Annotated in this window: 22 protein-coding genes; 9 read left to right on the plus strand and 13 right to left on the minus strand. The window is 71.0% G+C overall.

The genetic code is table 11. The features are described 5' to 3' along the window. The first annotated feature begins 8 nt into the window (after window positions 1-8). The 7 genes from trmD (at window position 9) to LXT12_RS18625 (ending at window position 5609) form a co-directional block, all read left to right on the plus strand. Window positions 9-761, plus strand: coding sequence for a tRNA (guanosine(37)-N1)-methyltransferase TrmD (gene trmD / locus LXT12_RS18595; RefSeq protein WP_233393785.1), 753 nt, complete (start codon window positions 9-11; stop codon window positions 759-761). 126 nt (window positions 762-887) lie between these two features. Further along, entirely contained in the window at window positions 888-1241 is a 354-nt protein-coding gene (gene rplS / locus LXT12_RS18600) for a 50S ribosomal protein L19 (protein WP_195793304.1), read from the plus strand. A 162-nt stretch (window positions 1242-1403) separates the two neighbouring features. Then, complete coding sequence (locus tag LXT12_RS18605; RefSeq protein ID WP_233393786.1) at window positions 1404-2087, plus strand: CoA pyrophosphatase; 684 nt, start codon at window positions 1404-1406, stop codon at window positions 2085-2087. Window positions 2088-2110: 23 nt separating this feature from the next. Next, window positions 2111-3100: a CobD/CbiB family protein gene (locus LXT12_RS18610; protein ID WP_233393787.1), complete on the plus strand. Its 990-nt coding sequence runs from the start codon at window positions 2111-2113 to the stop codon at window positions 3098-3100. Window positions 3101-3300: 200 nt separating this feature from the next. After that, entirely contained in the window at window positions 3301-4326 is a 1026-nt protein-coding gene (gene cobT, locus LXT12_RS18615) for a nicotinate-nucleotide--dimethylbenzimidazole phosphoribosyltransferase (protein ID WP_233393788.1), read from the plus strand. 3 nt (window positions 4327-4329) lie between these two features. Beyond that, window positions 4330-5091, plus strand: coding sequence for an adenosylcobinamide-GDP ribazoletransferase (gene cobS, locus LXT12_RS18620; protein WP_233393789.1), 762 nt, complete (start codon window positions 4330-4332; stop codon window positions 5089-5091). Beyond that, a complete protein-coding gene (locus LXT12_RS18625; protein WP_233393790.1) occupies window positions 5091-5609 on the plus strand; it encodes a histidine phosphatase family protein in 519 nt (172 codons plus the stop codon). Before cobS ends, LXT12_RS18625 begins: the two co-directional genes overlap by 1 nt. A gap of 27 nt (window positions 5610-5636) precedes the next feature. Here the strand turns inward: LXT12_RS18625 and LXT12_RS18630 are convergent, their stop codons facing one another. The 3 genes from LXT12_RS18630 to LXT12_RS18640 are packed head-to-tail and all read right to left on the minus strand — an operon-like array spanning window position 5637 to window position 7873. Further along, window positions 5637-6344 (minus strand): SDR family NAD(P)-dependent oxidoreductase, encoded by a 708-nt coding sequence (locus LXT12_RS18630; protein WP_233393791.1) that lies wholly within the window; start codon window positions 6342-6344, stop codon window positions 5637-5639. A 36-nt stretch (window positions 6345-6380) separates the two neighbouring features. Next, entirely contained in the window at window positions 6381-6971 is a 591-nt protein-coding gene (locus LXT12_RS18635; RefSeq protein WP_233393792.1) for an RluA family pseudouridine synthase, read from the minus strand. Beyond that, complete coding sequence (locus LXT12_RS18640) at window positions 6971-7873, minus strand: DMT family transporter (RefSeq protein ID WP_233393793.1); 903 nt, start codon at window positions 7871-7873, stop codon at window positions 6971-6973. The genes LXT12_RS18635 and LXT12_RS18640 overlap by 1 nt, the downstream gene beginning before the upstream one ends. A gap of 62 nt (window positions 7874-7935) precedes the next feature. Between LXT12_RS18640 and LXT12_RS18645 the strand changes: the two genes are divergently transcribed. Further along, the gene (locus LXT12_RS18645) at window positions 7936-8925 is read left to right on the plus strand and encodes a quinone oxidoreductase family protein (RefSeq protein WP_233393794.1); all 990 of its coding nucleotides are present in this window, start codon (window positions 7936-7938) and stop codon (window positions 8923-8925) included. Window positions 8926-8955: 30 nt separating this feature from the next. Here the strand turns inward: LXT12_RS18645 and LXT12_RS18650 are convergent, their stop codons facing one another. From LXT12_RS18650 to lspA, 3 genes are read right to left on the minus strand one after another with little or no spacing between them, the layout of a single operon-like run. Further along, window positions 8956-10431 (minus strand): hybrid sensor histidine kinase/response regulator, encoded by a 1476-nt coding sequence (locus tag LXT12_RS18650; protein ID WP_233393795.1) that lies wholly within the window; start codon window positions 10429-10431, stop codon window positions 8956-8958. Window positions 10432-10487: 56 nt separating this feature from the next. Continuing rightward, window positions 10488-11318: a DUF2189 domain-containing protein gene (locus tag LXT12_RS18655; RefSeq protein ID WP_233393796.1), complete on the minus strand. Its 831-nt coding sequence runs from the start codon at window positions 11316-11318 to the stop codon at window positions 10488-10490. Beyond that, the gene (gene lspA, locus LXT12_RS18660) at window positions 11302-11796 is read right to left on the minus strand and encodes a signal peptidase II (RefSeq protein ID WP_233393797.1); all 495 of its coding nucleotides are present in this window, start codon (window positions 11794-11796) and stop codon (window positions 11302-11304) included. Before lspA ends, LXT12_RS18655 begins: the two co-directional genes overlap by 17 nt. 110 nt (window positions 11797-11906) lie before the next feature. Between lspA and LXT12_RS18665 the strand changes: the two genes are divergently transcribed. Continuing rightward, on the plus strand, window positions 11907-12413 hold the full coding sequence (locus tag LXT12_RS18665; protein ID WP_233393798.1) for a DUF1269 domain-containing protein: 507 nt from the start codon (window positions 11907-11909) through the stop codon (window positions 12411-12413). 94 nt (window positions 12414-12507) lie between these two features. Here LXT12_RS18665 and ileS read toward each other — a convergent pair whose 3' ends face one another. The 7 genes from ileS to LXT12_RS18700 all read right to left on the minus strand — a co-directional run bounded on the left by ileS (window position 12508) and on the right by LXT12_RS18700 (window position 21171). Then, window positions 12508-15339: an isoleucine--tRNA ligase gene (gene ileS / locus LXT12_RS18670; RefSeq protein ID WP_233393799.1), complete on the minus strand. Its 2832-nt coding sequence runs from the start codon at window positions 15337-15339 to the stop codon at window positions 12508-12510. A 72-nt stretch (window positions 15340-15411) separates the two neighbouring features. Further along, the gene (locus LXT12_RS18675; protein WP_233393800.1) at window positions 15412-16428 is read right to left on the minus strand and encodes a bifunctional riboflavin kinase/FAD synthetase; all 1017 of its coding nucleotides are present in this window, start codon (window positions 16426-16428) and stop codon (window positions 15412-15414) included. Window positions 16429-16433: 5 nt separating this feature from the next. Next, a complete protein-coding gene (locus LXT12_RS18680; RefSeq protein ID WP_233393801.1) occupies window positions 16434-17159 on the minus strand; it encodes a pseudouridine synthase in 726 nt (241 codons plus the stop codon). Then, window positions 17156-17710 carry a DUF3617 domain-containing protein gene (locus LXT12_RS18685; RefSeq protein ID WP_233393802.1) on the minus strand — a complete coding sequence of 185 codons (555 nt, stop codon included), beginning with the start codon at window positions 17708-17710 and terminating at the stop codon, window positions 17156-17158. The genes LXT12_RS18680 and LXT12_RS18685 overlap by 4 nt, the downstream gene beginning before the upstream one ends. Window positions 17711-17744: 34 nt before the next feature. Next, entirely contained in the window at window positions 17745-18872 is a 1128-nt protein-coding gene (locus LXT12_RS18690) for an acyl-CoA dehydrogenase family protein (RefSeq protein WP_233393803.1), read from the minus strand. Between the two features lie 19 nt (window positions 18873-18891). Beyond that, window positions 18892-20091: an acyl-CoA dehydrogenase family protein gene (locus LXT12_RS18695; protein ID WP_233393804.1), complete on the minus strand. Its 1200-nt coding sequence runs from the start codon at window positions 20089-20091 to the stop codon at window positions 18892-18894. Between the two features lie 147 nt (window positions 20092-20238). After that, window positions 20239-21171: a PEP-CTERM sorting domain-containing protein gene (locus LXT12_RS18700; protein ID WP_233393805.1), complete on the minus strand. Its 933-nt coding sequence runs from the start codon at window positions 21169-21171 to the stop codon at window positions 20239-20241. Window positions 21172-21175 lie beyond the last annotated feature (4 nt).

A 21175-nucleotide genomic window follows, 5' to 3' on the forward strand; every position in this document is an offset into this window, starting at 1 on the left:
TGCCGGCCATGCGCTTCGACGTCCTGACGATCTTCCCGGAGCTGTTCGCCCCGCACCTGACGCACGGTGTCACGCGGCGGGCCTTCGAGAGCCGCCAGGTCGACGTGCGCCTGTGGCCGCTGCGCGATTTCGCCGAGGACAACTACCGCCGCGTGGACGACCGGCCCTATGGCGGCGGTCCCGGCATGGTGATGCTGGCCGAGCCGCTGGAGCGGGCGCTGGCCGCCGTGCGGGCCGACCGGGGCGAGGAGGGCGCCGCCGTCATCCATTTCACGCCCACAGGCGCGCGGCTGGACCAGGCCAGGGTCCAGGCCCTGGCCGGCGGTCCCGGCGCCATCCTGCTGTGCGGCCGCTACGAAGGCATCGACCAGCGCGTACTGGACCGTCACGTGACGCTCGAACTGAGCCTGGGCGACTTCGTGCTCTCCGGCGGCGAACTGCCGGCGCTGGCGCTGCTGGATGCCGTCGCGCGGCTCCAGGACGGCGTGCTCGGCGACGCCCAATCCCACCAGCAGGACAGCTTCTCCGATGGCTTGCTGGACTGCCCGCACTACAGCCGTCCCGAGGTGCTGCCCGACGGGCGCGAGGTGCCGGCGGTGCTGCTGTCCGGCCATCACGCCGACATCAAGCGCTGGCGCCGCGAACAGTCGCTGGCGCTGACCGCCGCGCGGCGGCCCGACCTCATCGAGGCGGCGCGTGCCGCCGGCCGGCTCAGCCGGGCCGACGAGGCCTACCTGGCCAAGTCTAGGCAAAACCCGTAAACGCGGGCTATACTTGCGGGCTGTCCGATCCTCTGGCGGGTCGAGTGGACCGGGCCCTTCAATGCAAGGGGCCGGCTGCAAACCCAACCGATAAATAGCGGCCCGCCAAGATCCTTAGGAGTACAGATGGATCTCATCCAAACCCTCGAGCAAGAAGAGATTGCTCGCCTGAACAAGACCATCCCGGCCTTCGCCCCCGGCGACACCGTGATCGTCAGCGTCAACGTCGTCGAAGGCAGCCGCAAGCGCGTCCAGGCCTACGAAGGCGTCGTGATCGCCAAGCGCAACCGCGGCCTGAACAGCAGCTTCATCGTCCGCAAGATCTCCAGCGGCGAAGGCGTCGAGCGCACCTTCCAGCTCTACAGCCCGCTGATCGCCTCGATCGAAGTCAAGCGCCGCGGCGACGTCCGCCGTGCCAAGCTCTACTACCTCCGCGAGCGTTCGGGCAAGTCGGCCCGTATCAAAGAAAAGCTTGCCTGAGCGAAGCTCAGAGGTGGCCGCAGGCCACTGTGGATTGCGCAGCAATTCACCGCGAGTTTTGGGCGGAGTCCATGTCGCTTGCGACGTGAACGCAGCCAAAAGCTGGCCCAGCACTCAAGCCGCCCGGAGCTACGCTCTCGGCGGCTTTTGCTTTTGCGCCGCATGAACCGTCCCGCCATCACCCAACCCCAGCTCGCGCCCGTCACGGGCATCGACGCCCACCTGCCGGCCGTCCCGCCCGAGAGCATGACGGCCGAAGCCATTCGCGCGCGCCTGGCCGCCTTGTCCGCCTGGACGCCGGAATTCGCCGGGGATGGCGGTCGCTTCGCCGACCGCGAGCCTGCTGGCGCGGCCGTCCTCGTGCCCCTGGTGCAGCGCGACGAGGGCCTGACCTTGTTGCTGACCCGCCGCACCGACCACCTGCGCGACCACGCCGGCCAGATCAGCTTCCCCGGCGGGCGCGTCGAACCCGAGGACGACGGCCCGGTGGCCACCGCCTTGCGCGAGACCGAGGAGGAGATCGGCCTGTCGCGCAGCCACATCGAAGTCCTCGGCCAGCTACCCGTCTATTCGACCGTCACGGCCTTCCAGGTGACGCCCGTCGTCGGCCTCGTCGAGCCGGGCTTCACGCTGACCCTGGACAGCTTCGAGGTGGCCGAGGCCTTCGAGGTGCCGCTGGCCTTCCTGATGGACCCCGCCCACCACCGGCACCATCGCGTCGAGTTCGCAGGCGCCGAGCGGCGCTTCCTCTCCATGCCCTGGCCGGGGCCGGAGCGCGAGTACTTCATCTGGGGCGCGACGGCAGCGATGTTGCGCAACCTCTACCGTTTGCTCATGGCGGCCTGACCCGGGCACTATCATCCGCGCCCATGAATTTCTTCGCGGTGCTGCTGGCCCTGTTGTGTGAGCAACTCAAGCCCCTGAGGCATGGCAACCGCGTGCACCAGTCCGTCATCGGCTGGGTGCGCTGGACGGGCCGCAACTTCGACGCCGGCGACGAGCACCACGCCGTCATCGTCTGGTCCATCACCGTGCTCGTGCCGGGCGTGGTGACCGCGGCGGTCTACTGGGGCCTGCGCCATTTCAGCGTGCTGCTGGCCCTGGCGCTGGACGTGGTCATCCTCTACCTGACGCTGGGCTTCCGGCAGTTCAGCCACTACTTCACCGACATCCGCGACGCCCTCGAGCGCGGCGACGACGCCACCGCGCGCCAGCTGCTGGCCGAATGGCGCCATCTCGACGCCAGCGAGCTGCCGCGCACCGAGCTGATCCGCCACGTCATCGAGCACTCGCTGCTGGCCGCCCATCGCCACGTCTTCGGCGTGTTCTTCTGGTTCGTCGTCTGCTCGACCATCGGCCTGGGGCCGGCCGGCGCCGTGGTCTACCGGATGGCGGAGTTCGCGAGCCGCTACTGGGCCTTCAAGAGCCGCACCCTCGATGCGCCGACCAACACCCGCCTGCTCGCGCTGTCGCGCCAGGCCTTCACCGTCATCGACCACCTGCCGGCGCGCCTGACGGCCACGGGCTTCGCCATTGTCGGCAACTTCGAGGAGGCGGTGAACGGCTGGCGTCGCGATGCCAGCCTCTGGCTGCATTCCAACGAGGGCATCATCCTGGCGTCCGCCGCCGGCGCCGTGGGCCTTCAACTGGGCGGTGCCGCGGCGCCCGGCATCACGCCCGACCGGAGCAAGACCTTCGACGCCGGCTCCGAACCCGACACCACCGGCGCTGCCGGCTCCACGGCCGGGGCGCTGCCCCAGCTCGGCCACCTGCAAAGCGTGGTCGGCCTGGTCTGGCGCTCCGTCGTGCTGTGGATGCTGCTGCTGGCGCTGCTGACCCTCGCCAATCTCGTCGGCTGAAGTGAATCTGCCCCCGGCCCAGCCCCGCGCGCTGAACGCGGCGCGTGTCTGGTCCGCCCCCCTAGGGGGCGGCGATGCTTGCGGCATTGAGCCGCAAGCACATCGCCAACGCGGGCCGGCTCGGGAGCGGCCCAGCGCTCGGCCCGCAATACCTCCGTTTCACCAGCTGCGGGTGGCGCGCAGCGCCATGAACAACTGACATGCATTTCCCCGACCTGCCGGCCCTCGCCGAGCCTGATCTCGCCGCGCGCGTCCAGCACGCGCTGGACCACAAGACCAAGCCCCTGGGTGCCCTCGGCCGCATCGAGGCCCTGGCCCTGCAACTGGCCCTCGTCCAGGGCGTGGAGCGGCCCGTCCTGCGCGAGCCCCAACTCGTCGTCTACGCGGCAGACCACGGCCTGTCGCGCCGCGGCGTGTCGGCCTACCCGCGCGAAGTGACGCCGCAGATGGTGGCCAACATGCTGGCCGGCGGCGCCGCAGTGTCGGTGCTGGCGCGCCAGCAGGGCCTGCGGCTGACCATTGCGGACTGCGGCGTGGATGCCCCTCTGGCCGAAGGCGCGCTGGACCTGCGCGTCGCCGCCGGCACGGCGGACGCCAGCACCGGCCCCGCCATGAGCGCCGAGCAGGCGCGGCAGGCCCTGCACCAGGGCATGGCCCTCGTCGAGCGCCTGCCGGGCAACGCCCTGCTGCTGGGCGAGATGGGCATCGGCAACACCTCGTCGGCCAGCCTGCTGATGCAGCGCCTGACCGGACTGCCCCTCGCCGACTGCGTCGGCCGCGGCACCGGCCTGGACGACGCCGGGCTGGCCCGCAAGCTCGCCGTGCTGGCCGAGGCACTCGCGGCCAACGCCGCGGCGCAATCGCCCCTCGAAGTCGGGACGGCCCTGGGTGGCTTCGAGATCCTGACCATGGCCGGCAGCGTCATCGCCGCGGCGGCCGGGCGCCGGGTCGTCGTCGTCGACGGCTTCATCACCACGGCGGCGGTCGCCCTGGCCGAGGCGCTGCGGCCGGGCGTGCTCGCGGCCTGCGTGTTCGCCCACCGCTCGGCCGAAGGGCCGCATGCCCGCTGGCTGGACCGCCTGGGTGCCCGGCCCCTGCTCGACCTGGACCTGCGCCTGGGCGAAGGCAGTGGCGCCGCCCTGGCCTGGCCGCTGCTGACGGCCGCCTGTGCCCTGCTGGCCGACATGGCGAGCTTCGAGAGCGCTGGCGTCAGCAACCGGGACTGAGCGGTGCGGCTGCTGCTGGTCGCCCTGCAGTTCCTGACCCGGCTGCCCGTGCGCTTGAGCGGCTTCCAGCCGGCCTGGCTGAACGACTGCGTGCGCCATTTTCCCGTGGTGGGCGCCGCGGTCGGCCTGGCCGGCGGTGCCGTGCTCGCCGCCGCGGCCCAGGCGTGGCCCGCCTGGATCGCCGCCGTGCTCGCCCTGGCGGCCACGGTCGCCCTGACCGGTGGCTTCCACGAAGACGGCCTGGCCGACACCTTCGACGCCCTCGGCGGCGTCGTGAGCCGCGACAAGGCCCTGGCCATCATGAAGGACTCGCGCATCGGCAGCTATGGTGCCCTGGCGCTGGTGCTGTCGCTGCTGCTGCGCGCCGCCCTGTTGGCCGTGCTGGCCACGCGGCCGATGGGAGCGGCGGTGGCCGCCCTCGTCGTGAGCCACGCCTTTGCGCGGACGGCGGCGGTCGGCGTCATGGTGAGCCTGCCCTACGGCGGCGACCTCGAGCATGCCAAGGCCAAGCCCCTGGCCCTGGCCGTGGCGCCGCGCAACCTCGGGCTGGCGCTGGGCTGGTGCGCGCTGCTGGCGGCCGGGCTGGCGGGCACCGGCACGCCGTGGGGCCGGCTGCTCGCCGCCGCGGCGGCCGCCGCGGTCGTCGCCTGGCTCATGCGTGGCTGGCTGCGGCGCCGCCTTGGCGGCTACACGGGCGATGGCCTCGGGGCCACGGAGCAGCTGACCGAGATTGCCGTGCTGCTGGCCTTCACGGCGTCGGTCTGATGGCCGGTTTCGCGGTGTGGCGCCACCCCAGGCCCCGCGGTGCCGAGGGGCGTTGCATCGGCGGGCGCACCGACCTGCCCGTCGACCCGCGCAAGGCCAAGCGGCTGGCCCACCGCATCCGTGCCCATGCCCGCCGCCACGGGCTGCCGCGCGAAGTCATCACCTCGCCGCTGGCCCGCGCGGCCGACGTCGGGCGCTGGCTGCGGCGCTGGGGCTTTCGCTGGCAGGTCGACGCTGCCCTCGCCGAGATGGACTTCGGCGCCTGGGATGGGCGGCCTTGGGCCAGCCTGCCGCGGGCGGAGTTCGACCGCTGGATGGCCGACTTCCGTGGCTTCGGCTTCGACGGCGGCGAGACGCTGGACGCGCTGCTTGCCCGCGCCGCGGCCTGGCAGCCGCCCTGCGCGCTCGCCGTCGGCCACGCCGGCTGGATCAACGCGCGGCGCTGGGCCGGCGCCCCGCTCACGCCGGCCACCTGGCCTCGGCCGCCGCGATACGGCGAGCGGGTCGACGTGGGCTAGCGGCGGGCGGGATTCTCGAGTGGCTGCTCAGGCGTCGCGGATGTCGGCGATGACGTCCTGGCCGAAGTCCGGCCGCTCCAGATAGCGCAGCACGGCCGCGGCCGTGGCCTCGGGGGTCTGCAACTGGCCGCCGGTCTTCAGGCCCTGGAAGCGAGCCTGCTCCGGGAACTGCGCCGGGTCGGCCCCGCGCAGCTGCACCTGCATGTCGGTGTCGATGACGCCGGGCGCCAGGGACACGACCCCCACGTCGGGCGCCTCCAGCGCCAGGGCGCGGCTGAGGTGGTCCAGCCCGGCCTTGACGGCGCAGTAGGAGGCGCTCCCGGCCATGGCGCGCCGGCCCAGTCCCGAGGAGATGTTGAGGATGCGGCGGCGGCCCACTCCCGCCGTGCCGGCGAGGAAGGCCCGGCTCAGGAGCACCGGGGCCTCCAGCCCGACGCGCAGGGCGGCCGACAAGGCGTCCAGCTCGGTCGCGGCCAGGGGGCCTGGAGGGCTCAGCAGCGCCGCGTTGTTGATCAGCGTGGCACTCTCCCACCCGGTGTGCTCGCGCAGCCAGGCCTGCAGGCGCTCGGCGGCAGGCAAGGGGTCGGCGAGGTCCAGCGTCCACTGCTCGGCCGGCAGTGCCGCATCGGCATGCCGCGCGATGCCCAGGACGGTGTTGTGCGGGGATTGGGCGAGCTGCTGCACGAGGGCCGCGCCCAGGCCACGCGAGCTGCCGGTGACGATGTAGAGGTGCATGGGAGAGACGGAAGGAGGCGAGGCCCGGCCAGTGTGTCAGAACTCCGGTGCGCAGGCGAAGCGATGGCCGCTGACGCTGAGTTCGCTCGCATGCAGCAACAGCCGCGGGCTGGCTGCGGCGGTGTCGGCCATGCCGTAGAGGGTGTCGCCGAGGATGGGATGGCCCAGGGCCGCGAGGTGCACCCGCAGCTGGTGGCTGCGGCCGGTCAGCGGTTCCAGCCTCAGCCGTGTGTGGTCGCCCTCGTGGCCGAGCACGCGCCAGCGGGTCTGCGAAGGCTTGCCGTGCTGGTGGTCGACCTGCTGGCGTGGCCGGTTCGGCCAGTCGGCGCCCAGCGGCAGGTCGATCAGGCCCTCGCCCTGCAGCCGGCCGGCCACGACGGCGACGTAGACCTTGCCGACACGGCGTTCGGCGAAGTCGGCGCTGAGCTCGCGCTGGGCCTGGGCGCCACGCGCGAACAGCAGCAGGCCCGAGGTGGCCTGGTCGAGCCGGTGCACGATGAGGGCGTCGGGGTAGAGGGCCTGCACGCGGGCGCTGGCGCAGTCGGGCTCGGTGCGGCCGGGCACGCTGAGCAGGCCGGCGGGCTTGTCGACGACGACCATGCGGTCGTCTGCGTGCACGACTCGCATCAGCGCGACGACACCACGATGCCAGCCGCGATCAGCACGAAGGCGGCGGCGTGGTACCAGGCTGGCGCCGTGCCCAGCATCACCGCCGAGATCAGGGCGGCGAACAGCGGGGTCAGGTTCACGAAGAAGGCCGCCGTCGCCGGCCCCGCCTCCGCCACGCCGCGGCCCCAGCAGCGGTAGGCCACGAGAGAAGGCCCGACGGCCACGTAGGCCAGGGCGGCCAGCAGTGCCGGGCTCCAGTGGATGTCGGCGGGCGCCACCAGGCGCTCCGCACCCGCGGCCAGGCCCGAGAACGCCGTGCCGTAGACGAGTTGCGCCATCAGGGCTTCGGCCCAGTTCCAGTCGGGTCGCTCGCCGGGGCGCAGCCCCGGCCCCGGCCGGGCCAGCATCCATGAGTACACGGCCCAGGTGAAGATGGCCAGCAGCATCAGCAGGTCGCCGGGCACGAAGTGCACCGCCAGCAGGGCCGCCGGCTCGCCGCGCGCGATCACCAGCGCGACGCCCGCGAGCGACAGGCCCGCGCCGGCGAGCTGGCGCGGCCTCGGCCTGACGCCGTATCCCACCGCACCCACGGCCAGCATCCAGACCGGCATGCTGGCGGTGATGAGCGTCACGGTCAGCGGCGACGACGTGTGCAGCGCCAGGTATTGCAGGGCGTTGAAGCAGCCCATGCCGAGGAAGCCCAGCCAGGCCAGGCCGCGCCAGCGCGACAGCAGCTCGCGCGGACGGCGCAGCAGCGGCAGCGTGAACGGTGCGAGCAGGGCCAGGGCCAGCAGCCAGCGCAGGAAGTTCAGCGTGAGCGGCGGGATGGCATCCCGCACGAGGCGGCCGACGACCGCGTTGCCCGCCCACAGCAAAGGCGGCAGGGTCAGCAGCAGAGCAAGGCGTGGGGTCAGCTTCATCCAGGGAAGACGGGCGGGCAAAGGGCTGGCACGATAGCCCACAACGCAACGAGGAGACCCGCATGAGTGAAAAGGCCATCGTCATCGACGCTCCCGGAGGGCCGGAGCAGTTGAAGCTCGTGGACATGGCGGTGGGCGAGCCGGGACCGGGCGAGATCCGCATCCGCCATCACGCCTGCGGGCTGAACTACATCGACGTCTACCACCGCAACGGCACCTACCCGCTGGCGCTGCCGGCACGCCTGGGGATGGAAGGCGCGGGCATCGTCGAGGCGGTGGGCGAGGGCGTCTCCCACTTGCGCGTGGGCGACCGCGCCGCCTACACCAGCCAGCCGCCGGGCGCCTACGCGACGGCCCGCGTGATGCCGGCCAAGTGCGTGCTCAAGCTGCCCGACGCCATCGACTTCGAGACTGCGGCGGCCATGATGCTCAAGGGCCTGACGGTGCAGTACCTGCTGCGCCGCACCCTGCCCCAGGGCGGCTTGCAGGCGGGCGACTTCGTCCTCTTCCACGCCGCGGCGGGCGGCGTGGGCCTCATCGCCTGCCAGTGGGCGCGAGCCCTGGGCCTGCAATTGATCGCCACCGCGGGCAGCGACGAGAAATGCGCGCTGGCGCTGGCGAACGGCGCCAGCCACGCCATCAACTACCGGCGCGATACGGCCTTCGCCGCCAAGGTGCGCGAGATCACCGGCGGGCGCGGCGTGAAGGTGGTCTACGACTCGGTGGGCGCCGACACCTGGGAAGGCTCGCTGGACAGCCTGGCGCCCTTCGGCCTGCTCGCGAGCTTCGGCGCCGCCTCGGGGCCGGTGCCGCCCATCCAGATCGGCACGCTGGCGGCCAAGGGGTCGGTCTACGTGACGCGGCCGACCATCTTCACCCACATCGCCACCCGCGAGGCCACGCAGGCCATGGGCGACGACCTCTTTGCCATGGTGTCCAGCGGCCAGGTCAGGATCCGCATCGACCGTCGCTACGCCCTGGCTGACGCGGCCGAGGCGCACCGGGACCTGGAGGCACGACAGATCGTCGGCAGCGCCGTGCTGCTGCCCTGACTGCACTGACGGGCGCGGTCGAGGCGGCCGTCAGTCGGCCCGGCCGACGTCGACCTCGAAGCTGAAGCTGGAGCCGAGGCCGGGTTCGCTTTCCACGGCCACCTCGCCGCCCATCAAGCCCACGAGGCGCTGCACGATGGTGAGGCCCAGGCCCGTGCCGCCGTAGCGGCGGGTGATGCTGCCGTCCGCCTGGGTGAAGGGGTCGAAGACCTGGGCAATCTGGTCGCGGGTCATGCCGATGCCGGTGTCGGTGACGGCCATGCGCAGGCGCAGCCTGTCGGCTGGGCGCTCGGGTTCGGCGGGGGCGTCGGCCAGGCCGATTTCGACGCGCACCTCGCCGCGCTCGGTGAACTTGAGTGCATTGCCGACCAGGTTGATCAGAACCTGGCGCAGCCGCAACGCGTCGCCCAGCAGCCGGGCCGGCACGTTGGGTTGCACCAGCACGTGCAGTTCGAGGCCCTTGGCATGGGCCTGCAGCAGCAGCGGCTGCAGCGCCTCGGTCAGGCAGTCGTGCAGGCCGAAGGGCTGCTCGTCGATGACGATGCGGCCCGCCTCGATCTTGGCCACGTCCAGCAGGTCGTTGATGATGGTCATCAGCCCCTTGGCCGAATCGTGGGCCATGGCGATGAAGCGGCGCTGGCGCTCGTTGAGGTCGCCGGACTGCAGCACCAGTTCGGTCAGGCCGAGCACGCCGTTCATGGGCGTGCGGATCTCGTGGCTCATGTTGGCGAGGAAGCTGCTCTTGGCCTGGCTGGCCGCCTCGGCCGCCTCACGGGCCGCTTCCAGGGCCGCCTGGCTGGCCTTGAGGTCGGCAATGTCGCGGGCATTGAAGAGCATGACGGTCTCGCCCGTGACCGGGTCGCGCATGGGCCTTGCGTCCAGCGCATGCCAGCGCGTGCCGGCCAGGGTCTGGAGCTCCACGTCCTGTCGGCAGGCCTCGCCGCGCTTCACGCGGGCGAGGATGCCGGCGGCATCCCCGGCGTGGGCGAAGAGCCGGGCGAACTCGCTCTGGCCGGGCGCGGGCGCCTCGTCGCCGAAGGTGAGGGCGGCGGCCGGATTGCGCATCAGCAGCTCGCCACGGCCCAGGCCGAAGACGGCGATGCGCACCGAGGTGTGCTGCAGGGCCTCGACGCCGCGCAGCATGGCGAGGTCGGCGCCGCCGCCGAGGGAGTCGGCCGCGAACAGCATGACCTGGCGGCGGTCGGGCGTGCGCATGCCGCGCGAGACCAGCATGACCGTGGTGGGTTCGCCCTTGGGGTAGAGGGTCCACTGCTCGCGCACGATCTTGCCCTGGGCATGGTCGGCGGCGGTGACGGCCAGGCGCTCGCGGACGGCGTCGCCATGCTCGGAAAAATCACGCGACAGGAACTCCTCGGCGCTGTCGGCGTGCCAGAAGCGCAGGGCGGCGGCATTGGCCCAGAGGTTGCGCTGCTGGTCGGGGTCGAAGACCCAGAGCGGGACATCGAGCCAGTCGTAATGGCCCAGGCTGGAGAAGTCGAGGAGCATCGGCGGTGATGGAGGGCGCGCGATTGTCGCCGCCCACCCCGCGGGGCCGCCGTGACTTATTGCGCTGGCGGCCCCACCTCGTCGGGGGGCAGGGCGGCACGGTAGGCGTGCCAGCTCGCGTGGCCGAGCCAGGGGCCGACGACCAGCAGGCCCGCGAACCCCGGCAGCATCGCCAGGACGACCAGGACGGTCACGATCAGGCCCCACTGCAGCATGACCAGGGGCTGTCCGAGGCAGAGCTTGAGGCTGGCCAGCCCCGCGCTCACCGCGTCGGTGTCGCGGTCCAGCAGCAGCGGCATGGCGATGACGCTGACGGCGAAGATCAGCCCGGCGAACAGGCCGCCGACGGCCAGGTAGGCGACGATGAAGCCGAGGTGGGAGGCGTCGAGCAGGCGCGAGATGGAGCCGGCGAAATCGGGCATGCCGTCGAAGCTGACGGCGAACACCACCAGGGCCGCGCGCCCCCAGAGCATCTCCAGGATGAGGAGGACCGCGCCGAAGATGGCGATCTGGGCAACGTTGTCCATCCAGGCGCCGAGGACGAGGTGCAGCGACACGGGCTCGCCGCGCTCCAGCCGCCGGCTCACGTCGTACAGGCCCAGGCAGAGCAGCGGGCCGACGAGAAGGAAGCCGGCGCACAGGGCCAGGGTGTAGATGGGGGCGTGGCGGAACACCATCAGCACCGCCAGGCCCATCAGCGCGAAGCAGGCGCCGAAGAAGAGGCCGATGGCCGGCTCGCGGCGCAGGTCCTGCCAGCCCAGGCGCAGCCACTGCCAGGGCGCGGCGAGCGGCAGCCGGTTCAGCCGCGGGCCGATCTCGACCGCAGGCGCCGGTACGTAGGGAACGTAGGGGCGGTAGGCGGGCGGGTCCTCAGGTGCGTCTGACACGTCGGAGTTCATCCAGGATCAGCAGGATGGCTCCGATGGTGATCGCACTGTCGGCGACGTTGAAGGCGGGGAAATACCAGCCGCCGGCATGGACCTGGATGAAATCGACGACGTAGCCGTGGATGGCGCGGTCGATGACGTTGCCCAGCGCTCCGCCGAGGATGAGGGTCAGGGCGCTGGCGAAGAGCTTCTGGTGGCCGTGGCGGCGCAGCAGCCAGACGATGAAGGTGGCGGCGGCCAGGCCCAGGCCCAGGAAGAACCAGCGCTGCCAGCCCGAGGCGCCGTGCAGGAAGCTGAAGGCCGCGCCGAAGTTGTGGGCCCGCACCAGGTCGAAGAAGCTGGTGATGGGATGGACGTCGCCGAGCCGGAAGGCGCCGAGGATGAGGATCTTGGTGAACTGGTCGGCCAGGATGACGACGGCGGCGATCAGCAGCCAGGTGGTCAGGCCGGCGGGCGAGGAGGACGAACGAGAGGCCATGTGTGGGGGCGCGGTGCGGGGGCGGTCAATGTAACTTGCCGGCAGGGTTGTTCTTGTAGGCGCGGGAGAAGCGGCGTAGAAGTGGGACCTCCCTTGCCTTGGAGATCGCCATGCGAAAGCGCATCTACTGGCTGCTGCCCGACCTGGGCAGCGCGCGGCGGACGATGGACGAGCTGCTGCTCGCCCGCGTCACCGAGCACCACATCCACTTCGTCGCCCGCGAGGGCGCTGCCATGGACGGCCTGCATCCGGCCAACGTGCTGCAGACCTCCGACCTCGTCGAGGCGGCCCAGGCCGGCGCGCTGATCGGCTCGGGGCTGGGGGCTGCGGGCGGCGTGGCGGCGGCCTTTGCCTTCGATCCGGGCTCGCCCGCCGCGCTGGTGATCGGCATCGCCGCGGTGGGCGCCATGCTGGGCACCTGGTCGAGCAGCATGATCGGCAGCTCGACCCCGAGCCGGCGGCTGAAGCGCTTCGAGCGCGCCGTCGACGATGGGCAGTACCTGCTCATCGTCGACGTGCCGCGCACGCGGGTGAGCCAGATCGAAGCGCTGCTGCAGCGCACCCACCCGGAAGCGCGCTTCGAGGGGATGGAGCCCAACGTGCCGGCGTTTCCGTGAGCCCCTCGCCCAGGCTTGCCGCGCTGGACGCGGGCAAGTCTGGGCGGTCTTGCAGACTGCGCAGCCGACGGAGCGGCCACGCTTCGATGCCGGCTCAGGCGATGGTGCGCGTTTCGCCCTGGCCGTGCAGGTTGCTGTCGCAGCGGCCGCACAGCGTCGGGTGGGCGGGATTGCTGCCCACGTCGGCACGGTAGTGCCAGCAGCGGTCGCACTTGCCTTGGGTGCTGGGCGTGACGACGACGCCGAGCTGGGCGGCCGACACCAGCTTGACCGCCGAGGTGATGAAGACGAAGCGCAGGTCCTCGCCCAGACTGCGGAGCAGGGCCTCGTCCTGCTCGTTGACCTGCAGCACCAGCTCGGCCTGGAGCGAAGCGCCCACGGCGCCGGTGGCGCGCACGGCCTCGATGGCCTTGTTGACCTCGTCGCGGATCTCGTGGATGCGCTGCCACTTGGCGAGCAGGCCGCCCTCGGTGGCACCGAAGTCCCAGTAGGTCTCGGTGAAGAGGGTGTCGCCCGCCTTCTTGCCGGCGAAAACCTTCCACGCCTCCTCGGCCGTGAAGCTCAGGAAAGGCGCCATCCAGCGCAGCATCGCCTGGGTGATCTGCCACAGCGCCGTCTGGGCCGAGCGGCGGGCCAGGCTCTTGGGCGCAGTCGTGTAGAGGCGGTCCTTGAGGACGTCGAGGTAGAAGGCGCCGAGGTCTTCCGAGCAGTAGACCTGCAGCTTGGCGACGACGGGGTGGAACTCGTAGCGCTCGAAGTGGGCCAGGATGTCGGCCTGCAGCTCGGCGGCGCGGGCGAGGGCGTAGCGGTCGACCTCCAGCAGCTCGGCCGGCGTGACGGCGTCGGTGGCCGGGTCGAAGTCGCTGACGTTGGCCAGCAGGAATCGCAGCGTGTTGCGGATGCGGCGGTAGCCGTCGACGACGCGGGCGAGGATCTTGTCGTCGCCGGCGATGTCGCCCGAGTAGTCGGAGGCCGCCACCCACAGCCGGATGATCTCGGCGCCGAGCTTCTGGGTGACCTCCTGGGGCTGGATGCCGTTGCCCAGCGACTTGCTCATCTTGCGGCCCTGGGCGTCGACCGTGAAGCCGTGGGTCAGCAGGCCGCGGTAGGGCGCGCGGCCCTGCAGGGCGCAGCTGAGCAGCAGCGAGCTGTGGAACCAGCCGCGGTGCTGGTCGTGGCCTTCGAGGTAGAGGTCGGCCTCGGGGCCGCTGGCATGGGCCGCGCCGGCATGGCTGCCCTTGAGCACGTGCTGGAAGGTCGAGCCGGAGTCGAACCAGACGTCGAGGATGTCGTTGCCCTTGGTGTAGTGCTCCGCCTCGTCGCCCAGCCAGTCGCGCGCGTCGAGCTGCGACCAGGCTTCCACGCCGCCGGCCTCCACCAGTTGCGCGGCACGCTCGATGAACTCCAGCGTCCTGGGATGCGCCTCGCCCGTGTCCTTGTGCAGGAAGACGGGCAGGGGCACGCCCCAGCTGCGCTGGCGCGAGATGCACCAGTCGGGGCGGCCGGCGATCATGTCGTGCAGCCGTGCGCGGCCGTTCTCGGGGTAGAAGCTCGTGGCCTCGATGGCGGCCAGGGCCGTCTGGCGCAGCGTCTGCGGGGCCTTGTCGGTCGTGAACAGGCCGTCGCCCTCGTCCATGCGCACGAACCACTGCGCCGCGGCGCGGTAGATGACCGGCGACTTGTGGCGCCAGCAGTGCGGGTAGCTGTGCGTCACCTTGGACTGGGCCATCAGCCGGCCGTTGTCGAGCAGGGTCTGGGCGATGACGGGGTTGGCCTTCCAGATGTGCTGGCCGCCGAAGAGGGGCAGGTCGGCGGCATAGGTGCCGTTGCCCTGCACGGGGTTGAGGATGTCGTCGAAGGCCAGGCCGTGGGCGATGCAGGACTGGAAGTCGTCCAGGCCGTAGGCCGGCGCCGAGTGGACGACGCCGGTGCCGTCGTCTGCGGTGGCGTAATCGGCCAGGTAGACGGGGCTTTCGCGGTCGTAGCCGGGGTGGACGTGGGCCAGCGGATGCTTGAACTTCAGCAGCTCGAGCTTGCGGCCGGGCACGACGGCGACGACGCTGCCTTCCAGCTGCCAGCGCGCCAGGCACTTCTCGACCAGGGCCTCGGCCACGACGAAGTAGCCGCGCGGCGTGTCGACCAGGGCGTAGGGCAGCTCGGGATTGAGGTTGAGGGCCTGGTTGGCCGGGATGGTCCAGGGCGTCGTCGTCCAGATGACGGTGAAGGCCTCCTTGGCCAGCGGCGGCACGCCGAAGGCGGCGGCGAGCTTGTCGGGTTCGGCGCTCAGGAAGGCCACGTCGACGGCCGGGCTCTGCTTGTCGGCGTATTCGATCTCGAACTCGGCCAGCGACGAGCCGCAGTCGAAGCACCAGTACACCGGCTTGAGGCCGCGGTAGACGAAGCCGCGCTCGAACAGGCGCTTGAGCACGCGGATCTCGCCGGCCTCGTTGACGAAGTCCATCGTCTTGTAGGGGTGGTCCCACTCGCCCAGCACGCCCAGGCGCTTGAAGTCGGCGCGCTGCTGGTCGATCTGCTCGGCGGCATAGGCGCGGCTCTTGGCCTGGACCTCGCTGCGCGGCAGGCCGCGGCCGTAGGTCTTCTCGATCTGGTTCTCGATGGGCAGGCCGTGGCAGTCCCAGCCGGGGATGTAGGCCGCGTCATAACCGGCCAGCTGCCGGGCCTTGACGATCATGTCCTTCAGGATCTTGTTGACGGCGTGGCCCATGTGAATCTGGCCGTTGGCATAGGGCGGGCCGTCGTGCAGCACGAACTTCGGGGCGCCGCAGCGCGCGTCGCGCAGCTTCTTGTAGACGCCGTGCTCCTCCCATTCCCTGACCCAGCCCGGCTCGCGCTTGGGCAGGTCGCCGCGCATGGGGAAGGAGGTGTCGGGCAGGTTGAGCGTGGAACGGTAGTCCGGGGTGGTCATGGCGTGCGGCCAGGCGTCGGGCCTGGCGGTCGGGAAACGGGGGAGGGCGAAGGCGAGCGGCGGGGCGCCGCTTCAAATTCGGTCGCGCGTGGTCTGGCGGCGCTGGGAGGCGTGGGTGGCCAGGAAGGCGCGTGCTGCATCCGTGTCGTGGCGAATCGCGGCCGTGAGCGCGTCCAGCCCGTCGTACTTGGCTTCGTCGCGGATTTTGTGCAGCAGTTCCACGCGGGCGAGTTTACCGTAGCCCCCCTCCGGCCCCAGCGGCCAGTCCAGGCAATGCACCTCCAGCAGCACCCGGCCGGCGTCCTCCACCGTGGGCCGGTTGCCCAGGCTGGCGACGCCCGGCAGGGCCCGGTCCGCCAGGCCGTGCACCAGCACCGCGAAGATGCCGTGGGCCGCCGGCTTGTCGTGCCCGAAGTCCAGGTTCAGCGTGCGGAAGCCGTCGGCGGCGCCCGGGGCGCTCTCGCCGAGCTGGCGGCCCAGCTTGCGGCCATGCCCGACGTGGCCCGAGATGGCGTAGGGCCGGCCGAGAAGCGCGGCGGCCGCAGCCATGTCGCCGGCCGCGAGCGCCTGCCGCACGGCCGAGCTGCTGACCCGCAGGCCGTGCACCTCGTAGCTCATCATGCGGGCGACGTCGAAGCCCCTGGCCCGGCCGGCGGCGTCCAGCGTGGCGTAGTCGCCCTGGCGCTTGGCGCCGAAGCGGAAGTCGTCGCCCACGAGGACGTAGCGGGCGCCCAGGCCCTCGCCGAGCACCTGGCGGATGAACTCCTGTGCCGGCAGCGAGGCCAGGGCCTCGTCGAAGCGCAGGATGACGACCTGGTCGACCCCGCAGCGTTCCAGCTCGACGAGCTTGTCGCGCAGCGTGGCGATGCGGGCCGGCGCCAGCTCGGGCTTGCCGGCCTTGGCGGCGAAGAAGTCGCGCGGGTGGGGCTCGAAGGTCAGCACGCAGCTCGGCAGGCCGCGGTGCCGGGCCTCGGATTGCAGCAGCGCCAGCATGGCCTGGTGGCCGCGGTGGACGCCGTCGAAGTTGCCGATGGTCAGCGCGCAGGCCGGCGCGATGCCGCGGTGGTGGAAGCCTCTGAAAACTCGCATGGCCCTCATTGTCCCCAGACCTCGGCGGGGCTGCCGACCCAGCGCCATTGGCCGGGTTCGAGATCGGCGGGCAACACCAGGGCGCCGAACTGGGGCCGGTGCAGGGCCTCCACGCGGTTGCCCACCGCCGCGACCATGCGCTTGACCTGGTGGTACTTGCCCTCCAGCAAGGTCAGGCGCAGCAGGGTGTCGTCGACGATCTCCGCCGCCTCGGCGCGGGTCGTCTCCGGCGGGCGCTGGAACTTGCCTTCCGGCTCTTTCAGCTCCACGCCAGCCAGCAGCTGTTCCGTCATGGCGGCGGTCAGGGGATGCTTGCAACGCGCCTCGTAAACCTTGGGCACGTGGTGCTTGGGCGACGTGAGCTTGTGGATGAGGCTGCCGTCGTCGGTGAGCAGCAGCAGGCCGGTGGTGTCTTCGTCGAGGCGGCCGATGGGCTGCAGGCCGCGTTCACGCAACGGCGCGGGCAACAGGCTCATGACGCTGGGATGGTGGCGAGGCTTTTGCGAGCACTCGTAGCCGGCCGGCTTGTTCAGCATCACCAGGGCCTTGTCGAAGAACGGCCAGTCCTGGCCGCCGACGGTGAAATGCAGGCCTTCGGTCTCGAACTCGGCATCGGGGTCGTCGACCACCTGTCCGGCCACCGCGACCTCGCCGTTCCAGACCAGGCCGGCGCACAGGCGGCGCGTGCCGAACCCCTGGCTGAAGAGGATGTGCGAGAGGCGCTGTTTCAAGGCTTGGGCTGGGCCTGCAAGGGTTGGATGCTGCCGCAGTCGGCGCCCAGCCAGCGGCCTTCGCCGCTGACGCGGGTGGTCTCGGTCTTGCCCTGGGCCTGGCGGCGGATGGTGACGTCGTTGGTGAAGCCCTCGCTGCCCCGCAGGGTCACCGTGGCATCGCCCTCGGAGGCCGGGTCGGTGCAGACGAAGTGCGTCTGGATGACGCTGCCGCTGCGCTTGACCTCCTGCGTGCACTTGCCCTGCTGGGAGACCGGCGCCACGTTGCGCTCGGCCTGCTCCTTGGTGATGCAGGTCTTGATCGTGATGGCGCCGCCCGCCATGTTCACGCTGACGCCGCGCTGGGCCATCATCTGCTCGATCATCTGGCGACGCTCGGGCGGCATGCTGTCCATGGCCTTCTGGGCCTCGGCCATCCGGGCCTGGTGGGCGGGGTCGAGCTGGGGCGTCTGCTTGAACTCCCACAGCCCGGGCTTCATCGTCTGGGCGTGGGCGGAAAGGCTGGCAGCGCCGGCCAGGCCGGCGAGCAGCAGCAATGCGTGGGCTTTCATCGGGACCTCCATGCGGGCCCGATCGAACAGGGCCCTAGGCAAACACCCCTGCAGTGTCCTGCATCCGGGCGCTGACTTCACCGAGGTGATGCAGCGTGTCGCCCCATTGCATCTCCATGACGGTCAGGCGCTTGAAGTAGTGGCTGCCGGCGTACTCGTCGGTGACGCCGATGCCGCCGTGCATCTGCGTGCACTGCTGGCCGACGAAACGCATGGACTGGCCGAGCTGCACCTTGGCCTGCGAGACCGCGCGGCGGCGCACCGCGGCCACGTCCCCGAGGCGCAGGGTGGCGTAGTAGCTCATCGAACGGGCCAGCTCCAGCTGCATCTTCACGTCGGCCGTGCGGTGGCGCAGCGCCTGGAAGCTCGCGATCGCCACGCCGAACTGCTTGCGCGTGTTCAGGTAGTCCACCGTCATCTCCAGGTAGCGCTCCATGGCGCCCACGGCCTCGGCGGCCTGGGCCGCGATGCCGATGTCCGCCGCCAGCTCCAGCAGGGCCAGGCCCTGGTCGGGGCCGGCGATGAGCTGGGCGGGCGTGTCCTTGAAGTGCACTTCGGCCGCGCGCGAGCCGTCGTAGAGCGAGTAGGGCCGCGTGTGCACGCCTGCCGCCGCGCGCTCGACGAGGTAGAGGGCCACGCCATGGGGGGCGTCGTCGCTGCCCGCCACGCGGGCCGGCACGATGAAGGCGTCAGCCACGTCCCCCGCCGGGACCAGGCTTTTGACGCCGGTGAGCTTGCCGTCCACGACGCGGGTTGCCACCTGCTGGAGGCGGTAGCGGGAGCGCGCTTCCTGGTGGGCCAGCACGACCAGGGCTTCCCCGGCGGCCATGCGGGGCAGCCAGGCGGCCTGAAGGTCGTCGGGCGCGCGCTGCAGCAGGGCGGGGGCGATCAGTGCGCCCTGGGCCAGCGGCTCCAGCACCAGGCCGCGGCCGAGTTCCTCCATCACCACCATGCCCTCGACGGCCCCGAAGCCGAGGCCGCCATGGGCCTCCGGGACCGCCAGGGCGGTGAGGCCCAGGCCTGCCAGGCCTTCCCAGGCGGCGCGGTCGAAGCCGCCGGACCGCTCGATCTGGCTGCGGCGCTCGAAGCTGTAGTCCTTGTCGACGAAGCGGCGCACTGCGTCGCGCAGGGCCTGCTGGTCTTCCGTGAAATCGAAATCCATGGGTCTGTCTCCTGCCGGCTTATCCGAGCACCGTCTGGGCGACGATGTTGCGCTGCACTTCGTTGGAACCGCCGTAGATCGTGGTCTTGCGGACGTTGAGGTAGGTGCCGGTGAGCGGGATGGCGTGCGAGGCGCCGCCGATCCAGGCGCCGCCCAGCCACTGGTCGCCCTGCCAGCCCGCCTCCATAGCCTCGTGCACGTGGGGCAGGGCCAGCGGGCCTCCGGCCAGCATCATCAGCTCGGTGTAGCGCTGCTGCAGCTCGCTGCCGCGGATCTTGAGCAGGCCGGCCACGTCCAGCGGCTGCTTGCCGGTGCGCTCGCCGGACAGCACGCGCAGCACCATCATCTCCAGCGCCACGACGTCGATCTCGCACAGCGCGATCTGGTCGCGGAAACGCGGGTCGTCCATCAGGCCTTCGGCCTTGGCGATGCGCTTGAGCCGCTCCAGCTCGCGCTTGGCGCGGTTCACGTCCGCGATGTTGGTGCGTTCGTGCGAGAGCAGGTGCTTGGCGTAGGTCCAGCCCTTGTTCTCCTCGCCGATCAGGTTCTCGGCCGGCACCTCGACGTTGTCGAACCAGACCTCGTTCACCTCGTGCTCGCCGTCGAGCATGATGATGGGCTTGACGCTGACGCCGGGCGACTTCATGTCGATCAGCAGGAAGCTGATGCCGGTCTGCGGCTTGCCTTCGGAAGAGGTGCGCACGAGGCAGAAGATCCAGTCGCCGTACTGGCCCAGCGTCGTCCAGGTCTTCTGGCCGTTGACGATGTATTTGTCGCCGCGGCGCTCGGCCCGGCACTTCAGCGACGCGAGGTCGGAGCCTGAGCCCGGCTCGCTGTAGCCCTGGCTCCACCAGACCTCGCCGCTCATGATGCCGGGCAGGAAGCGCTGCTGCTGCTTGGGCGTGCCGAAGGCCATGATGACCGGCGCCACCATCACCGGGCCGAACGGCACGATGCGCGGCGCGCAGGCGAGGGCGCATTCCTCCTCGAAGAGGTGGCGCTGCACGGCGTTCCAGCCCGGGCCGCCGAACTGCTTGGGCCAGGCCCAGCCGTGCCAGCCCTTGGCGCCGAGGATCTTGGCCCAGCGCTGGAGGTCGTCCTTGTTCAGGCGCAGCGCGTGGCGCACCTTGTGGGCGATGTCGGCCGGCAGGTTGGCGCGCACCCAATCGCGCACCTCGGCGCGGAAGGCCAGTTCCGCCGCGGTGAAGTTGAGGTCCATGTCTCGCTGTGTCGTCGTGATGGGATCCGGCCTTTTTAGCACGGTCGTTCGCTTCCTGGCTGTCCGGCCAGGGACAGCGGCGAGCCGGCCCCAAAAGCAAAAAGGCACTCCGTGGAGTGCCTTTGAGCGGGGAGCGCTGACGCTCGATCAGGCGGCCAGCTTGGCCTTGCGGCGGCGCAGTCCCGCCACGCCGACGAGGGCGACGCTGGTCAGGGCCAGGGTGGCCGGCTCGGGCAGCTTGCCGGTGCTGCTGCCGCCGCACACGCCCTTGTTGTCGACCGTGCTCGTGCACTTGCTGCCGGCCACGGCATAGAGCTTGAAGTAGTCGCCGCCGTTGTCCAGCACGCCGCGGTTCTCGGTGGCGATGCTGGTGCTGCTGGCCGAGGTCTGCTTGAAGCCGGAGTTGTAGGCGCTGATCAACCACCAGCTCGACGACTTGCCCGACGAATTGACCGTGTTGTAGGGGTTGGTGGTGTCGGTGATCATGTCACCGTAGTTGCCCACCAGCTCCCAGCCGGCCATGGTCGTGGAGGCCTGGCCCACCAGCGCGGTGGGGCTGCCCGTCGGCGTGCCGGCACCCGTCCAGCGGAACAGGGAGACGTCGACCTGGGTCGAGCCGTTCTGCAGCAGGGTCCAGTTGCTGCCCAGGCTGGAGCAGCTCTGGTCGTTGGCCAGGGTCTGGGTGGCGTTGGTGACGGTGTTCTTGCAGGTACCGTTGGAGGTGTAGCCCAGGCCGATGCTGCTCAGCACGGTGCTGGCGCTGAAGTTCAGCAGCACGGCTTCGGTGTTGCCGGTGTTGTCCAGGGCGTGGTTGGGGGTCTGGCTGCCGTCGGAGCTCATGCCCTGGCCGTTGCCGCTATACCAGACGAGGGCCGACGATGCCCAGTTGCCGGTGACGACGCCCGAGGTGTTGGTGGCGTAGACGCCGCTCAGCGACAGGCTCGGGTCGCCGGCATTGGTGCCCGACAGGCCGGTGACGTTGCTCTGATTGAAGGTCCAGACCGCGTGCGCGCTCGTCGATGCCAGTGCCGCGGCGGCACCCAAGGTCATCAGGCCCCAGCGGATTTTGCGGATCGTCATTTTT

The organism is Pelomonas caseinilytica, from assembly GCF_021353235.1.
Taxonomy (GTDB): domain Bacteria; phylum Pseudomonadota; class Gammaproteobacteria; order Burkholderiales; family Burkholderiaceae_C; genus Pelomonas; species Pelomonas caseinilytica.